Origin of the sequence: Brevibacillus sp. AF8, from assembly GCF_021270385.1 — a bacterium.
Classification (GTDB): domain Bacteria; phylum Bacillota; class Bacilli; order Brevibacillales; family Brevibacillaceae; genus Brevibacillus.
On record NZ_JAGQDN010000032.1, the window covers coordinates 12,999 to 29,863 of the forward strand.

The 16,865-nt window shown below is 51.0% G+C and carries 11 protein-coding genes; all 11 read left to right on the forward strand.

Going from position 1 to position 16,865, the window contains the following annotated elements:
* The first annotated feature begins 10 nt into the window (after window positions 1-10).
* The 11 genes from KB186_RS26800 to KB186_RS26850 all read left to right on the forward strand — a co-directional run bounded on the left by KB186_RS26800 (window position 11) and on the right by KB186_RS26850 (window position 16,812).
* On the forward strand, window positions 11-1,204 hold the full coding sequence (locus KB186_RS26800) for an NAD(P)/FAD-dependent oxidoreductase (protein ID WP_221866715.1): 1,194 nt from the start codon (window positions 11-13) through the stop codon (window positions 1,202-1,204).
* On the forward strand, window positions 1,201-2,226 hold the full coding sequence (locus KB186_RS26805) for a 4-hydroxyproline epimerase (RefSeq protein WP_173612050.1): 1,026 nt from the start codon (window positions 1,201-1,203) through the stop codon (window positions 2,224-2,226). Before KB186_RS26800 ends, KB186_RS26805 begins: the two co-directional genes overlap by 4 nt.
* Window positions 2,227-2,257: 31 nt before the next feature.
* Window positions 2,258-3,142 (forward strand): dihydrodipicolinate synthase family protein, encoded by an 885-nt coding sequence (locus KB186_RS26810; RefSeq protein ID WP_173612049.1) that lies wholly within the window; start codon window positions 2,258-2,260, stop codon window positions 3,140-3,142.
* Between the two features lie 14 nt (window positions 3,143-3,156).
* A complete protein-coding gene (locus tag KB186_RS26815; RefSeq protein WP_232774732.1) occupies window positions 3,157-4,596 on the forward strand; it encodes an aldehyde dehydrogenase family protein in 1,440 nt (479 codons plus the stop codon).
* A gap of 42 nt (window positions 4,597-4,638) precedes the next feature.
* A complete protein-coding gene (locus KB186_RS26820; protein ID WP_173612047.1) occupies window positions 4,639-5,643 on the forward strand; it encodes a proline racemase family protein in 1,005 nt (334 codons plus the stop codon).
* A 153-nt stretch (window positions 5,644-5,796) separates the two neighbouring features.
* On the forward strand, window positions 5,797-6,162 hold the full coding sequence (locus tag KB186_RS26825; RefSeq protein WP_232774733.1) for a YisL family protein: 366 nt from the start codon (window positions 5,797-5,799) through the stop codon (window positions 6,160-6,162).
* A 162-nt stretch (window positions 6,163-6,324) separates the two neighbouring features.
* Window positions 6,325-12,879 carry a carboxypeptidase regulatory-like domain-containing protein gene (locus KB186_RS26830; RefSeq protein ID WP_232774734.1) on the forward strand — a complete coding sequence of 2,185 codons (6,555 nt, stop codon included), beginning with the start codon at window positions 6,325-6,327 and terminating at the stop codon, window positions 12,877-12,879.
* A 122-nt stretch (window positions 12,880-13,001) separates the two neighbouring features.
* Window positions 13,002-13,895: a MurR/RpiR family transcriptional regulator gene (locus KB186_RS26835; protein ID WP_221866713.1), complete on the forward strand. Its 894-nt coding sequence runs from the start codon at window positions 13,002-13,004 to the stop codon at window positions 13,893-13,895.
* A gap of 35 nt (window positions 13,896-13,930) precedes the next feature.
* Window positions 13,931-14,695 (forward strand): glucosamine-6-phosphate deaminase, encoded by a 765-nt coding sequence (gene nagB, locus KB186_RS26840; RefSeq protein ID WP_221866712.1) that lies wholly within the window; start codon window positions 13,931-13,933, stop codon window positions 14,693-14,695.
* Window positions 14,696-14,815: 120 nt separating this feature from the next.
* A complete protein-coding gene (hemQ, locus tag KB186_RS26845; protein WP_017252188.1) occupies window positions 14,816-15,568 on the forward strand; it encodes a hydrogen peroxide-dependent heme synthase in 753 nt (250 codons plus the stop codon).
* Between the two features lie 275 nt (window positions 15,569-15,843).
* The gene (locus tag KB186_RS26850; protein WP_353057226.1) at window positions 15,844-16,812 is read left to right on the forward strand and encodes an aromatic acid exporter family protein; all 969 of its coding nucleotides are present in this window, start codon (window positions 15,844-15,846) and stop codon (window positions 16,810-16,812) included.
* Window positions 16,813-16,865: the final 53 nt, after the last annotated feature.

The window sequence follows — 16,865 nt, forward strand, 5'->3', positions numbered from 1 at the left end:
GAGAATCAGCATGACAGTACAAACCCATGCGCAGATTGCGGTAATCGGCGGTGGCATCATCGGCGCGGCGATTGCGTATTACGCTGCGAAGGCTGGATTGGATGTCGTTGTCCTGGAAAAAGGCGAGCTGGCATCGGGGACGTCCTCGCGCTGTGACGGAAATATTTTGGCGATCGACAAGGACCCCGGCTTTGACAGTCAGATGTCCCTGAAAAGCCAGATGCTCGTTGATCAGCTAAGCCGGGAGCTGGGCCATACGTTTGAATATCGGGCACCGGGGAGCATTCTCGTCTGCGAATCTGAGGCTGAGATGGAAGCCGCTCATGAATGGGTGCGACGGCAAAAAGAAGCAGGATTGCCGTTTCGGATGCTGGATAGGGCGGATATTCGGCAGGAGTCGCCTTACTTTGCAGACGACTTGCTGGGAGGCTTGGAGTGCGCCACCGATTCCACCGTCAATCCGTACATGCTGACCTTTGCCCTGTTTGAAGAAGCGAAAAAGCATGGAGCGAGGATTATGCGGCGTACAGAGGTTAAGTCGCTCAGACGTGATCAGGCGACGGGAACGTTTCACATCGGGCTTGGTACAGGCAGCATGACAGCCAAGCAGGTCGTCAACGCAGCGGGGGTGTGGGCGCCAGTCATTGGCCAAATGGTCGGGGTGGACATTCCGATTGTTCCGCGCAAAGGGCATTTGATCGTCGCCTCGAGACAGATGCCTGTCGGCGTACGAAAGGTGATGGAGTTCGGCTATCTCATCTCGAAGTTTGGCGGCGTGCGACAAGTAGACGAGGAGACAGAGAAGTACGGAGTCGCGCTTGTTTTTGAACCGACAGAAAGCCAGAACTTCTTAATTGGCTCCAGTCGTCAGTTTGCAGGCTTTGACACGCGGATTGATCTGAATGTAATCAGATGCATGGCGAGAAGAGCACTGCGCTTTTACCCGAAGATCGCAGACTTCGCCATCATCCGCACCTATTGCGGTTTGCGCCCGTGGACAGAGGATCACTTGCCAATTATTTCTCGCGTAGAGGAAGTACCCGGTTACTTTATCGCGGCTGGTCATGAAGGAGATGGAATCAGTCTGGCTGCCGTCACAGGCAAGCTGGTGTCCGAGATGCTGATCGATCAGACAGACACCATCATTCCGACAGAGCCGCTGCGCTTGGACCGGTTTACGAAAAAAGGAGTGTTGCATCCATGAAAGCAACGAGGGTGTTTACCACCATTGACACACATACCGGGGGAAACCCTACCCGCACGGTAATCAGTGGTCTGCCAAAGCTTACCGGAACCACGATGGGAGAAAAAATGCTCCAGATGAAGGACGAGTACGACTGGATTCGCACGTTTTTGATGTATGAGCCGCGCGGGCATGATGTGATGTCCGGGGCCTTGATCGTTGATCCATGCCATCCAGATGCGGATGTAGGAGTGATCTATATCGAGACAGGCGGATACTTGCCGATGTGTGGCCACGATACGATCGGTCTATGTACCGCTCTGGTAGAGACAGGCATGATCCCCGTGACGGAGCCGCTGACAAGGCTAACGCTCGATACCCCAGCAGGATTGGTCGAGGTAGATATACGGGTAGAGGGAGGGAAAGCAAAGGAAGTATCATTTGTGAACATTCCAGCCTTCCTTTATCAAAAAGATGTGACTGTTGAAGTAGAAGGGATTGGAGCGGTGACCTGCGATATTGCGTACGGTGGAAACTTTTATGCCATCACCGATGCACGCAAGCTCCATCTCGAACTGACGCCAGCCCATGCGTCCACCATTGTCGATACGGCCGTTACGATTCGAAAAGCGATTAATCAGGCGATGGAGATCGTTCATCCAGCGAAGCCGTTTATTCGCGGACTGACCCATGTGGAGTTCTATACGGCTCCAGACAATCCGGGAGCGGATGTGAAAAATACCGTCGTCGTACCGCCGGGCGGAATAGACCGATCGCCATGTGGAACAGGCACTTCCGCCAAGCTGGCGACTTTGTTTGCCAAAGGGGAGATCGGGATAGACGAACCGTTTGTGCACGAGAGTATCGTCGGTTCTCTGTTTACAGGAAGAGTGCTACAGGTGACGGAGGAAGGAGGGCTACCTGCTGTCATCACCCGAATTGCAGGATCGGCCTGGCTGATGGGCAAACATACGATTTTTTACAATCCGGAAGACGAGCTGGCGAATGGTTTTTTGCTCATCCCAGCCGCCACTGATCATTAAAACAAAACCCAAATGGGAGAGGAGAATGAAAATGGCAAGATTTGAAGGAGTGTACGTGGCGATTGTCACGCCGTTTACAAACGATTATGAGGTGGATTACAAGCGTTTGGCGGAATTGTGTGACTGGTTGATTCAGGAGGGAGTAGACGGACTGGTTCCGTCGGGTTCGCTGGGGGAATACGCGACAATGACAGGAGAGGAGCGGGCAAAAGTCATTCATACCGTGATCGCTGCCGCAAAAGGTAGAGTTCCGGTAGTCGTAGGCTCTGCCGCACCGTCTACCCGTCAAGCAGTGGAATGGGTGCAATTCTCCAAGGATGCGGGAGCAGCAGGCGTGATGGCCTTGCCTCCGATTAACTACAAGCCATTGGAAAATGAAGTGTTTGCCCACTACGAGGCACTGAATACTGTCGGGCTGCCGATTATTGCCTATAACAATCCTCACGACTACAAAATCGACCTGACACCGGACATTTTGGGAAGACTGGCGAAGTTCGAAAATATTGTCGCTGTGAAAGAATTCTCCGGCGACGTGCGCCGCATGCAGGACATTCTCGCCCAGACGGATCTGGAAGTTATGGTCGGTGTAGATGATCTCGTCATGGAGGGCGGCTTGATTGGGGCGACAGGTTGGATTTCGGGTGTGCCGAATGCCCTGCCGAAAGAAGGTGTGGAGCTGTTCCGTCTTGCACGGGCAGGCAAGCTCGGCGAAGCACAAGCGCTTTATCGTCGTTTGTTGCCGCTGTTCCACTATGATGCGAGTCCACAATTGGTACAGTCGATCAAATACATGATGGAGCTGGCGAATTTCCCGGTGGGACCGACTCGTCCGCCACGTCTGCCGCTGTCTGAAGAATATTATGCAGGCATTAAAAAGGCGTTTGACTACGCAGTCGGCGCTGCAAGTGGACGATAAGGGAGGTGGGCAGGATGCACAGCAAAAACTGGATTGGCGGCGAATGGATGACGCCGTCAGGGAAGGAACTAACGGTCAAAAACCCGTCGCGTATCACAGAAGAAGTCGGCGTTCTGCATCTGTCTGATCGGTCACATGTTTTTGCCGCTGAACAGGCAGCTCGTGCGGCACAGATCGGTTGGGCAAAACAAACGGGGGCGGCTCGTGGCGAAATCCTTTTTCAAATGGCTGCCACATTAGAAGCAAATGCAGATAGCTTGGCACAGCTGGCAAGCCGGGAAATGGGCAAGCAGCTTGGCGAGATGCGCGGAGAAGTGGCACGCGGGGTCAGTCTGTTGCGCTATTATGCTGGAGAGGGGATGCGTTCCAACGGCAACCTGATTCCTTCTTCAGATACGAATGTTCTGCAATACAGCCGTCGTGTCCCACTCGGAGTCGTGGCGGTCATCACACCATGGAACTTTCCTGTTGCGATCCCCATCTGGAAAATCGCCCCTGCACTCATTTGCGGGAATACAGTCATCTGGAAGCCAGCAGAAAATGGCTCGCTCACGGGGACACGACTGGCTGAAATATTTGCGGAAACGAAGCTGCCTGCGGGTGTACTGAATCTGGTGATTGGCAAGGGCCGAGAGATCGGAAATACACTCACGAATGAAGCCGAAGTCGATGCAGTCAGCTTTACTGGCTCATCGGAAACAGGCAGACAGATTGCTATCGCATGCGCGGGTCGCAATATGAAATATCAAACCGAAATGGGCGGAAAAAATGCGGCAGTCGTTTTGGCTGATGCTGATCTGGATAAAACTGTTCCGATTTTGCTCAGTGGCGCGTTTCGATCGGCTGGTCAAAAATGTACGGCAACCAGCAGGATCATTGTAGAGAAGGCGATCTATCAGCCACTGGTCGAGCGATTGAAATCAGCTATGGAGACATGCCGGGTAGGAGATGCCAGTGATCTGGAAGCGTATTTGGGTCCTGTTGCCTCGGCTGCACAGTTTGAGACGGTTGGGCAATACATCGCCTTGGCGAATGAGGAAGCGTCAGTCATTGCCCAAAGCCCCTCATATGCAAAAGAGGAGCAAGGCTATTACATCCGTCCCCAAATTGTCGAGGGTGTCGCTGCCGATCATCGCCTCGTTCAGGAGGAAGTGTTCGGACCATTGGCTGTGCTTTTGACAGCAGACGGTTTTGACGAGGCGGTGCAGCTGTGCAACCAGTCCGTGTACGGACTGAGCGCTTCGCTGTTCACCCGAGATTTGGCGAGTGCCCACCGCTTCTTGGATTTGGCGCAGGCGGGGATGGTTCGGGTCAATCAGGAGACGGCAGGTGTAGAATACCAGGCTCCATTTGGCGGCATGAAGCTGTCCAGCTCACATACACGGGAGCAGGGTCAAGCGGCGCTTGATTTCTACAGTACGACGAAAACATGCGCGATCAAATACGCGTGGTGATCCATCAAATAATTGCCAATCGCATAAAAAGGTGAGGATGTCATGCACATCAATCAGTTGTTTACGACGATCGAGGCCCATACCGGAGGGGAGCCGCTGCGCATCATAACAGGCGGCATCCCACCGCTCGCGGGCAAGACGATTCTGGAGAAGCGACGATACTTTCGGGAGGAGCTGGATCATATCCGGCGGGTACTCATGTATGAACCGCGCGGGCATCATGGTATGTACGGGTGTGTCATGACAGAGCCCGTCAGCCCGGATGCGGCATTTGGAGTGCTGTTCATGCATAACGAGGGCTACAGTACAATGTGCGGGCATGGAATCATTGCGGTAGTGACAGCCGCCATTGAGACTGGAATACTTCGGCGAAAAGATTCAACAGAGCGTATTGTGATTGACAGTCCGGCAGGAAGAATCATTGCACACGCCACTGTGAAAGAATCGCTGGTTCATTCCGTCTCGTTTGAAAATGTCCCCTCCTTTGTTTTGGCACAGGACGTTTCTATTGAGTGGGGAGGACGTACTTTTTCTGTGGACATTTCTTTTGGCGGAGCATTCTATGCAGTAGTACAAGCGGATGATCTCGGGGTTCAGGTGGATATTGAACAATTGGCAGAGCTGCAAGAGTGGGGCAGACGAATCAAGGAACAAATCGAGGCGAAAATGGAGGTCGTTCATCCGTTGGAGCCTGAGCTCAAAGGAATTTACGGGGTGATTATCTCGGATAAGCCGAGAGTGGAAGGATCAGACCTGCGCAACGTAACGATTTTCGCCGACAAGCAGATCGATCGCTCCCCATGCGGTACAGGTACTGCGGCTCGCGTAGCCACCTTGCATGCACGAGGCAAGCTGGCTCTTGGAGAATCGTTTGTCCATGAAGGAATTGTCGGAAGCCAGTTTATCGGCAAGGTGGTAGCAACCACGCAGGTGGGGAGTTATCCGGCTGTCATCCCGAGCATAGAAGGAAAGGCGTTTATCACAGGTCTGCATCAATTTGTCGTTGACCCTACCGACCCACTGAAAGACGGATTTTTACTGCGATAGGATCGTTTGCGAGAAAAAGGAGGTTGCCGATCACGGGCAGCCTTTTTTTCATCCCTCAAAAAGCCTGGTCACAATACTGCCACGCATTGGGACATCAGCATTTTTTCCCTTCTTCTGGTATAATGGACAAGATTGAATTTAGGAGTAAAGGGGTTGAATTTTTTGCCGTACAAAGCGTTAATTGAAGCGCATGTGGGTAGCTGGGAAGTCGCATTCGTGCTCTTGATCGTTGCCTACATCCTGTATCGCGTGGGCAAAGCAAAAGCAGGCAAGGTCGTACATATGCTGCTCAGACTCATGATGGTCATCATTCTTGTATCCGGAGCTTGGATGCTTTTCGTGGGTCACGCAACAGATTTCTATTACTACGTGAAGGGCATCATCGCGGTTATCGCCTTTGGTTTGATGGAAATGTCCCTGGGCAAAGCAAAGAGACAAGAAGGCAGCATCGGCTTCTTTATCGGCTGTATTGTCGTTTTGGTGCTGGTTATTCTGCTTGGCTATCGCGTATTTATGTAAGATAGGCAATACGGGAAGGAAGAGGGTTTCCTCGCAAGAAATATTTGCGGGCGAAAGCCCTTTTTTTGTTTGGACGGGCACGGACAAGTCAATTAGCAAAGGGAGGGCTGGGGCCATATCACTCTGTGTACATATGTTAGAGGGGAGAGGTGAGGAAGAAAAATGGCCTATCCTTCTGACAGTCAATTCATCCCGTTTATGCTCGGGGGAAGTCCATTCGCAGACGTCCCAAACGATGAAAGTCCCGGCTCTGCTGACCTAGTAGGAAACGCTACGTTTCCCGTTGCCTTTTTGGCGTACGATGGAACGTATCTCTACTTTCGGATGCGAGTCAATGAAGATCCAAGAAATTCGCAAAAAACAGGCTTTCAAAACTTTGCCTGGGGTTACCTGATCAATACAAACGGGGTGACAGGCACATATCAGTGGATGCTGGGCGTGCAAGGCTTGCGCAATCGCATTGCCCTGATTCAAAACACGGTCATAGAAGTCAACTCATGGAATGATCCGGCAGAGGGCACAAACGGCAGTGGAGCACCCAACTGGCAAGCGCCGATTATCAATTTTGACACGGCTCGTGTGCGTTTAACGAATGATGGCTCAAATTTTAGCGGCAATCCCGATTACTTCATCGATCTCGTCATGCCGGCAGCTACTTTTTTTTCAACGATCGGTGTTACCTCCCTTACTTCCGTTCGCTTCCTCCCTTTTACTTCTGCAAATGACAACAATTACAACAAAGATTCTCTGCGAATCAGTGAAGGCTTTAGCTTTGAAAATTCCTTGAGCAATACGACTACGGTAGCAACAGGAGACGTTCGGGCCAGCCTTGCCATCGACAAGCAAGTAACAGCAGGACCAGCCGTCGTTACCACAGGACAACTATCGCAATGGACAGGATCGATCACTGTCACCAATACCGGGAAGAGCCAGGCAACGACAGTTGTTGTCAACGATTTGATCGAGCTGGATCAGGTAACGGCTTTTACGGTAAACGCAACAAGTATCGGCTCTGTGATCTACAATTCCCTTACGAAGGTGCTCAGCTGGACGATCGGCAATTTGGCTGCTGGTTCTACTGCCAGCTTGTCATTTACGGTTAGTGGAGTTTTCGCGGTCTCTCCCGGCGGAACACGGCGGTTAAACACAGCGACAGTCACGGGTGTAGACAGCTTTTCTGGCGGGACGCTTTCCCCTGTCCAGGATAATATCGTCATCACGGTTAACTTGGCTGGTAGTGTTGCTGGGGTGGTGCTTGACCAATCCACGAACTTGCCTGTTGCAGGTGCGCAGGTCGCGCTGTATGATTCGATTCCTGTCCTAATCGGAACAACGACAACAGACACAGATGGTGCCTATTCGTTTACCGGATTGGCTCCTGGTCTGTATTCTGTGTCGGTGACCGCGCCGACTTATGATCCCAAAATCCAATTCGTGAGCGTTTTGGCAGGGCAGACCACAAGAGCGGACATTTTGCTTCCTCCGAGTCCGGGTCAGGTGAACGGGACGGTAACAGATACCGGTTTGGCTCCCATCGTAGGAGCAGTGGTAAAGCTAATAAATACGACAGGTGTGACAGTAAACCAGGCAGTGACTGGGGGCGGGGGGACCTATCAGTTTACGAATGTCGTGCCGGGTGCCTACACCCTGGCAGTCAGTGCGGATACATTCCAACCAGCAACCGTTGCAATCAATGTTATTCGAGCCCAGACGACTACACAAAATGTAGCGCTCCAAACATCCGTTGCCCAGCTCTCCGGACTTGTAACAGGTCCTGGCGGTATACCGATTGCCGGGGCATTGGTGGAAGTGCTGAACCAGACAGGAATTACGCTGACGGAAACGACTACAGATGGAGCTGGCACGTATCTGCTGACCAAGCTCGCAGGAGGTATTTATCAAATCCGTGTCAGTGCCGCGGGCTTTTCCACACAATTAGCTGGAATCAGTCTGCAAGCGGGCGATGCCAAGGTTCTTAATTTTTCTTTGACGACTGCATTTGGAACGGTAAGTGGAACCATTTCCGATGCGCAAACGGGTGAGGAAATCCCAAATGCCAGCATCAAGGTGGTAACTCGCTCGGGGATTGCTGTAGGAGAGACATTAACCGACGCGAATGGAGACTACACTTTATCCTTGCTTGGTCCAGAAAACTATGTCCTTACGGCTTCTGCAGAGGGGTATGCGGGGAAAACAGTTGGGATCGGGATCAATGTTGGAGTAACTACACCGGTTGACCTCCAATTGGAAAAACTGGCAGGGGTACTGAATGGGACTGTCTCGGACACAGGGAGTAATCCGCTGGGCAATGCCACTGTCATTGTTATGAAGGGAATTGTTCCTGTGGCGCAGACCATTACCGATAGCGCTGGTACCTTTTCCTTTCCGCACTTGGCCCCAGGCACGTATACCGTAACCGCTTCTGCTTTTGGTTATTCGACTGTTGTGTTGGGGGCAACTGTACAGCCTCAGGAAATATCGTCCCTTGCCTTCGTCCTGCAAGCTTCTCCGGGATCAATCGCAGGACAGGTAGTCGACAGCGGCAATCAGCCGATTCAGGGGGCCACTGTCATTATTAGGGAAAATACGGCAGCAGGTGCTGTTGTCGCTACTGTATTGACTGATGGGAACGGACAGTATGTGGTACCTAATCTGCTACCGCAGGCGTACGTTGTCATCGTATCTGCTCCGAATCAAACGACAGTGATCACAGGGGCAATTGTCGCCTCATTGACGACAACAACGGTGAATGTACAGCTGGCAGACTTGCCGGGAAGCATTTCAGGTTCTATTTTTGATGCTACCTCGGGTCTTCCGATCACAGGTGCTTCGATAGAAGTTAGTGTGTTGAACCAAGCGGGGGCAATCGTCGCCCATGCCAGCAGCGATCTTTCTGGCGGTTACGAGATCACAGGGCTTGCACCGGGCGTTTACACCATTACCGCTCGTGCTGCCAATTATGAAACGAACAGTGCTTCCGCCACTGTACTAGCGAATACGAATACGACTGTCAACTTATCATTGTTTGCGAGTCCGGGTGAGGTCCAAGGGCAGGTGCTCGCTGCAGGGACGTTGCAGCCGATTGCCGGTGCCCAAGTAAATGCACTCGATTTCAATGGCTCCATCGTGCATTCGGTATACAGCGATAGTCAAGGAAGCTTTGTTATTACGGGCTTGGCTCAAGGTCAATACGTCATCCGTGCATCAGCGGATGGCTTTCAGTCCAATCATGTCGGAGCCATTGTGCACGCGAATACCACCACTCCTGTCCAGCTCCAGCTCAATCAGGATATCGGTTTTATTAATGGTACAGTAGCACCTGTCGTACCGGGAGCCACCATTCAATTGTTTGATATCAATAACCTGTTGGTCGGTACTGTCGTCGCAGATGGGAATGGGGCATTTTCATTTTTAGGAGTCGCACCAGGCTCTTATATCCTTATAGCTACGGCCCCAGGCTACGCTGTTCAATCTGTTGGGGCGATTGTACAGCCTGGGCAGACGGTTAGCGCTTCATTTACGCTTACCCCGAATCCGGCCAGTATATCTGGAACTGTGCAAGACACGGGTATGCAGCCGATTGTCAATGCCGTTGTCCGTATGCTGGATTTGAATGAGACGACAATAGGCTTTGGTTATACAGATTCAAACGGAGCCTATACAATTGGCAACCTGCCTTCCGGATCATTTGTCGTGGTGGCAAGTGCCCCTGAATATGTTACAGGCTCGGTTGGTGTTACACTTGGACCCGGTGAAAATAAGACCGGAGTAGACTTCACTCTTGAGGCAAATGCAGGCGGGGTTAGTGGACAGGTGACGGACGCGACGAATCCCGCGGTATTCATTGCAGGCGCCGTTGTACTGATACGGTCCATAAGTAACGGAAATGTAGTGGCTACAGCAAGTACCGACCAGACGGGCAGCTATTTCATTCAACATCTGCTGCCTGGTGCTTATACCGTCACGGTAAGTGCGCCTAGCTATGCTGATCAATCAGTAGGGGCCAATGTAGTCAGTGGAGAAACGACGGGGGCTAGTGTGGCGCTCTTGCCAATGCCTGGGTCCATTGTGGGAAGCGTCATAAACAGCTTGGGGGCACCTGTAACGGGTAGCGAAATCAACGTCAAGCTGTTGGACAGCAATCAAGCCGTCAAACAGAGCCTGCTCGCGAATGAATCGGGTGTATTTTTCATTGGGAGTGTCGCTCCCGGCGTTTACACCGTGATCGCGTCAGCGCCTGGCTATGCCGTAGGAAGTATCGGCGTGATCGTGACGGCCAATACTGCAACTTCAACGACCGTCACATTACCTGACTTGCCTGCGGCTATCTCGGGTGTGGTGACGAATCAGATGTCGGGATTCGGGATTCCGGGAAGCACCGTACTCATTACGGATGGCCAAGGAGTTGTGCTTGCTCAATTATTGACAGACGATCAAGGCAATTTTTTGGCAGAAAAGCTTCCGCCGGGTGTCGTAAATGTAACTGTTTCTGCGCCGAATTTTGTATCCGTTTCGCAGGCGGTTATTTTGCAAGGGGGCATTACCACCAACTATCAGCAGGCATTAGTTCCCAATCCCGGCAGTTTATCCGGTGTTGTGACTGATCTGGAGACGGGCTTGCCGATCATTGGCGCAACAGTTATCGTCTACGACAGTACTCGTGCCGCTGTGGGCTCCGTACTGACAGATGCAAATGGTAACTTTTCGCTTGATAGGCTGGCTCCTGGAGGATACACCGTCAATGTCAATGCAACTGGATATGCAAGTGATGTAGCTGGCGCACTGATACAATCAGGGGTGGTGTCTGTATTAAGCTTTGCGTTAAACGAGTTGCCCGGTGGGATAGCTGGTACAGTGCGAGAGGAAGGTTCGGCCTGGCCGATTGCCGGTGCGGTCATTACTGTACGACAAGGAAGTCCGTCTGGAACGATACTGGCTATTGTCCTGACGAATGCGCAGGGTCAGTATATGGTGAGTGGACTGTCTCCTGGGAGCTATACACTGATCGCAAGTGCTACGGGATTCGCTGCTGAGGCTTCAACAGCTATGGTCGGATTGGGGGCGACTACCGGCCTTGATTTTTCTTTGCAGAATCTGCCTGCGAACGTCACAGGCGAAATTAGTGACGCCCTTCTCAGCACACCTTTGCCGAATACACTTGTCCGCTTGCTGGGCAACAATAACACGATTCTCTTTTCTACCCAGACAGACGCTCAAGGGATATACTTCATTGATGGATTTGTGGCTGGCAATTACACGATTTTGGCAAGGAACGAAAGCTATCAGAGGGAGAGTGTCTCCTTTGATGTAGCTCCCGGGGGAACAGCTACAGTCAATATCCCACTGGACCCGAATCCTGGTATTTTGCAGGGCACTGTCAGGGATGCACTTGATGGTACGCCGCTGGTAGGAGCGGAAGTATTGATCTTTTTCCCTGGTACAAACAACTTGTTATCTCGTACCGTTACGGACGGTCTCGGCCAGTTTAAAATCGACGGCTTGGCTCCGTTAACCTATACACTTGCGATAAGCGCTCAAAACTACACCACCCAGCCTGTTGGTGCGACGATCTTTTCCGGGCAGACGACTACGATTGATGTGGGGCTTCCCCCCTTCCCAGCTACTGTAACAGGTCAGGTACAGGCTGCTGGCGGAGGCGTTGTTCCAAAAGCATTGGTACAGGTGAAGGATTCACATGGAACATTGTTCGGAAGTGCAATTACGGATGACTCGGGCAATTTCTCTGTTGGTAACCTTCCGCCTGGGACCTATTTGATTAGCGCAAGTGAAGATAGCTACGCAACAGCAACACAAAGCATAACAGTGCCGACTGGACAGACAATAAGCGGAGTCATTCTCACGATGTCTCCTCTTCCAGGCAACATCATGGGACAGGTGACCAATCAGTTGACGGGACTCCCGATCACGGGAGCGGCTGTTAACGTGCAACTGTTTGCCAATGGCCAATTTATTGCCAACACCGTAACAAATCAGAGCGGGCAATTCCAGGTGAATGGCTTGACAGCCGGAGTTTACAATGTCATAGCAAGTGCAGATGGCTTCGGTACACATTACGGCACAGTTACGGTCGCAGGCGGGCAGACGACCGTAACGACAGTCGAGCTATTGCCATTCGTTGGAACGATATCCGGGATTGTCCTCTTGCCAGACGGAAGTCAAGCCAGCGGAAACAATATTCAATTGTCGTTATTTCATTCAAGCCAGATTCGCCTGCAAAATATCCTAGCTGAGCCGGATGGCACATTCCATTTTGTCAATGTGGCGCCGGGGACGTATACCGTTATCGGGACCATCCCAGGCATTGGTATCGGTCAGGCAGAAGCAGTCGTTTTGCCGAACCAAACAACCTTTATCATCATCCGCCTTTCTCAAACGGGTACGATACAAGGAACGGTTCGATCTGGTTTAACAGGCTTGCCAGTTGCTGGAGCGACCGTATATGTGCAAACGGTAAATCAACCAAACAGAACGACTGTGGTCGTCCAAACAGACAGCTTCGGGAGGTACAAGGTGACTGGTCTTGCTCCTGGCACCTACTTGGTTGTAGCTAATGCGTTGGGGAGTGGAGAAGCGAGAGGGACAGCGACGCTAGGTGCAGGGGAAATCGTGACGCTCGACCTAGTTCTGGTTCCAGCAGCTATGAGTGGATCTTTTCGAGTCGCAACATGTCCGACCATCTTGTTTACCCCATTTTGATGTTCTGGAGAATCGCTCCACTAAAAAATAAAAATATGGCGGATAACTCCTTTTTTGATATAATGGCTGTAGAAATACAGCTATTTTGTTTTGGGGAAAAACAACAAGGGGGAGCGAGCCATATGGTGAAACAGCAGGAGGAGCTGGCCCATCCATTGACAGCTACCATCACGAAGACAAATACGCTTTTGCATATTCAGAGTCTCCTTCCCTCCTTTACGAAATCGGAGCAAAAGGTTGCCCATATCGTCTTACAGCAGACAGACAGCGTGATTTATTCATCGGTGATTGACCTTGCCGAAAAGGCAGGAGTGGGCGAGACGACCGTTTTGCGATTTTGCAGGAAAATAGGCTTCCATGGCTATCAGGAGTTCAAGCTGGCATTGGCACAGGAATTAGTCAATCCAGTCAAAAACTTGCATGGCGAAGTAGGAGAAGACGATTCTCTGGACATCATCACGCACAAAGTAACCGCAGCCAATCAACAGGCGATCGGGGATACCTCGGCCCTGTTTCAGATCGAACAACTGGAGCGTTGTGTAGACCTTTTGCAAAAAGCAAACACGATCCATTTTTACGGGGTAGGTACGTCAGCGGTAACAGCCCAGGATGCCAAGTACACATTCTTGCGGATCGGGCTTCGCGTGGACGCTTTTAATGAATCGCATCTGCAAGCGATGGCTGCGGCTACTCTGGGACCGGGGGATGTTGCGATCGGTTTGTCTGTATCAGGCAGTACGAAAGACACGATCGATTCATTGAAAGTCGCCAAGCAGGCAGGCGCAACTTGTATTTGCCTGACGCACTATCGACGCTCACCGATTACGAACGTAGCGGACATTACGCTATTGACCGCTGCGCAAGAAGGTCCATTGCAGGGAGGCTCTCTCGCAGCCAAAATTGCGCAGCTGCATGTACTGGATGTCATTAGTACGACAATCACGATGCGCAACAAGGAAAAGGCCCTTTTATATAAAGAAAGAACAGCGAAGGCTGTCCTGGAGAGAAAATATTAAGTGGTTTACCTTATATGGAATAGGAGTGGTTGGAAATGAAGCTCGTGATCGTGAAAGATTACGCGGAGCTCAGCAGAAAAGCTGCTGAAATGCTCGTGAGCGAAGTAAAAGCAAATCCGAAAACCGTCTTTGGTCTTGCAACCGGAGGCACGCCAGTAGGGATGTACCGTGAGCTCATCAAGCTGTCGCAAGCACAGAGCATTGATTTTTCGCAAGCGAGCAGCTTTAATCTGGATGAATACGTCGGAATTTCCTCGACTCATCCGCAAAGCTATCGCTCGTATATGCAAGAAAACTTGTTCAATCACATCAACATTCCTGCGGAGAATACACATGTGCCAGTTGGGAATACGCCAGATCATTTGGCAGAGTGTGCACGCTATGAGGAAGCAATTCGTTTGGCAGGTGGGATCGACATCCAGGTGCTGGGGATCGGCAATAACGGCCATATTGGCTTCAACGAGCCTGGCTCCCCTGCCGATTCATTGACACGCGTCGTCCAACTCACTGACAGCACTATCGAAGCAAATGCCCGCTATTTTGATAGTGTGGATCAGGTGCCGACTCAGGCCGTTTCTATGGGAATCAAGACGATTCTTGGCGCTAAAAAAGTCGTACTTCTCGCAAGTGGAGAGGCAAAGGCAGAGGCAGTGCGATTAATGCTAGAAGAAGAGCCTACGGCAGATGTCCCAGCCTCCTTATTGCAATTGCATAGAGATGTAACCGTTATTGTAGATCAGGAAGCAGCGAGCAAGCTGACCACCTCCGTACTGGCAGGAACCAAACCAAGCGGCAGCTAATGCACCGCTTGGTTTTCATTTTGCTTGTTCACCAATCTGTTCCGAATACGAACTTGTTCCTTATGCTATACTGGGAATGTTGCAAGAAGGTCACCAGATTTTTCAAAGGAGCTGATTTTAATGAGCGCAAACGAAGCGTTGCTTACATTAGAAGGTTGGTATACGTATCATAATTTCCGCACCATCAATTGGGAAAAGTGGAAAGCAGCGTCCGCAGCAGAACGCCAAGAAGCGTTGGACGAGCTGAATACATTGATCCGCACATGGGAAGCGAATGAGGGCGAGAACCAAGGAAGCACGGCTGTGTACTCCATCCTCGGACACAAAGCAGACCTCGTGTTCATGTTCCTGCGTCCAACTATGCAAGAACTCGATGAGATCAAAACAGCGTTCAATAAAACCCGCTTTGCTGCTTATACAGAAGCTCCTTATTCGTATGTATCCGTAGTAGAGCTGAGCAACTATGTACATAACCCAGGCGAAGATCCAAAAGCGAACCCGCATGTGCGCGACCGCCTCTATCCGATCCTGCCAAAATGGGAGCACATTTGCTTCTATCCAATGAACAAAAAACGTGATCTGCAAGACAACTGGTACATGCTCTCCATGCAGGAGCGCCAAGAAATGATGCGCTCCCACGGCTTGATCGGTCGCTCCTACGCTGGCCGCGTGAAGCAAATCATCGGTGGCTCCGTTGGTTTCGACGATTGGGAGTGGGGTGTTACCCTGTTTGCCAACGATCCGCTGGAATTCAAGCATATCGTCTACGAAATGCGCTTTGACGAAGTGAGTGCGCGCTTCGGTGAATTCGGCAACTTCCTTGTAGGAAACGTATTGAACGTAGAAACACTGGCGAAAAAGCTGGAAGTATAATCAACATGCCCAAAAATCCGCTGTGCGAGATCGTCGCATTGGCGGATTTTTTTATTGGGCCTATTGTTGATCGTGATAAACGGCGTACTGGCAGGCGATAATGAACTTATGAAAATGCTTGAACAGCCACTCCTCACCGCATAAATACCCGCGCCGACATTCCTGCAAAAATTTATGAAACCTTGTCTTTGGTTCGCGGACACTTTTTGTTAAAGTAAACAGGAAAGCATTTTTGACAGCGGAGGGGAACAAGACTGGGCTTTCTCAAGTTTAAAATTGGTTATCGTACGTTAAAAACAGCCATTGGAACGGCTATCTCGATTCTGATCGCCCAGCAGCTAGGCTTGATGTTTGCTTCTTCAGCGGGGATCATTACGATCTTGTGTATTCAGGTAACAGTCAAGCAATCGTTTCAGACAGCGTGGAATCGGATTCTGGCCAGTTTATTGGGTCTGGGAATCGGTGTCTGCCTGTTTTCCCTTATGGGCTATACGCCGATTGCCATTCTCCTTTTCATTTTGCTTTTCTTGCCGCTCGCGGTACGTTTTGGCATTCAGGAAGGCTTCGTCAACAGCATGGTTGTGCTTATGCATCTGTATTCTTCAAAGAGAATCGACGGGATGCTATTGCTAAATGAGGTCGCTTTGCTCGTCATCGGTGTGGGTGTAGCCCTACTGGTCAATCTGTACATGCCGAGCCTGGATAAAGAGCTAAAAGGGATGCAAGTAAAGGTGGAGAAGCTGTTCAGCAAAATCTTGCGGGAGTTCTGCTACTACTTGCGTCACGGGGAAAGTGAGTGGGACGGGAAAGAATTGATCGAAACAAATGGTGTATTGGAAACGGCGATTCGTTTGGCTTCACGAGATGTTGGCAATCGATTGGGCCGTCGTAACGATTCGTACTACGAGTATTTTGTGATGCGGCAAAAGCAGTTCGAGCTACTGGAACGCATGATGCCGATCGTCTCTTCCTTGGACAATCAGGTGGCGGAGAGCCATCGGATCGCAGATTTTCTTGAGCGAATCAGCGACTCGGTACATCCGGGCAATACCGCCTACCGCTTTATCGACCAACTGCGCGTGATGCAAGAGGAGATCAAGGCAGCAGATTTGCCGCGAACGCGAGAGGAATTTGAGACGCGTGCCTCGCTGTTCTACCTCCTTCGGGAAATTGAGAGCTATTTGTTCATCAAGCATGAGCTAGGCAAGAACAGGGACGAAAAGGCACAGGTGGCAAAGAGTTAGACAGAACAGTACGTAACAATGAAAGAGTTGTAGAATACAGAAGGAAGGCTGCG

What these genes read in the sequence shown, in the direction of transcription:
- KB186_RS26805 (WP_173612050.1), top strand. Translation starts at nt 1,201, where the DNA reads ATGAAAGCAACGAGGGTGTTTACCACCATTGACACACATACCGGGGGA.
- KB186_RS26815 (WP_232774732.1), top strand. Translation starts at nt 3,157, where the DNA reads ATGCACAGCAAAAACTGGATTGGCGGCGAATGGATGACGCCGTCAGGG.
- KB186_RS26820 (WP_173612047.1), top strand. Translation starts at nt 4,639, where the DNA reads ATGCACATCAATCAGTTGTTTACGACGATCGAGGCCCATACCGGAGGG.
- nagB (WP_221866712.1), top strand. Translation starts at nt 13,931, where the DNA reads ATGAAGCTCGTGATCGTGAAAGATTACGCGGAGCTCAGCAGAAAAGCT.
- KB186_RS26800 (WP_221866715.1), top strand. Translation starts at nt 11, where the DNA reads ATGACAGTACAAACCCATGCGCAGATTGCGGTAATCGGCGGTGGCATC.
- hemQ (WP_017252188.1), top strand. Translation starts at nt 14,816, where the DNA reads ATGAGCGCAAACGAAGCGTTGCTTACATTAGAAGGTTGGTATACGTAT.
- KB186_RS26810 (WP_173612049.1), top strand. Translation starts at nt 2,258, where the DNA reads ATGGCAAGATTTGAAGGAGTGTACGTGGCGATTGTCACGCCGTTTACA.
- KB186_RS26835 (WP_221866713.1), top strand. Translation starts at nt 13,002, where the DNA reads ATGGTGAAACAGCAGGAGGAGCTGGCCCATCCATTGACAGCTACCATC.
- KB186_RS26830 (WP_232774734.1), top strand. Translation starts at nt 6,325, where the DNA reads ATGGCCTATCCTTCTGACAGTCAATTCATCCCGTTTATGCTCGGGGGA.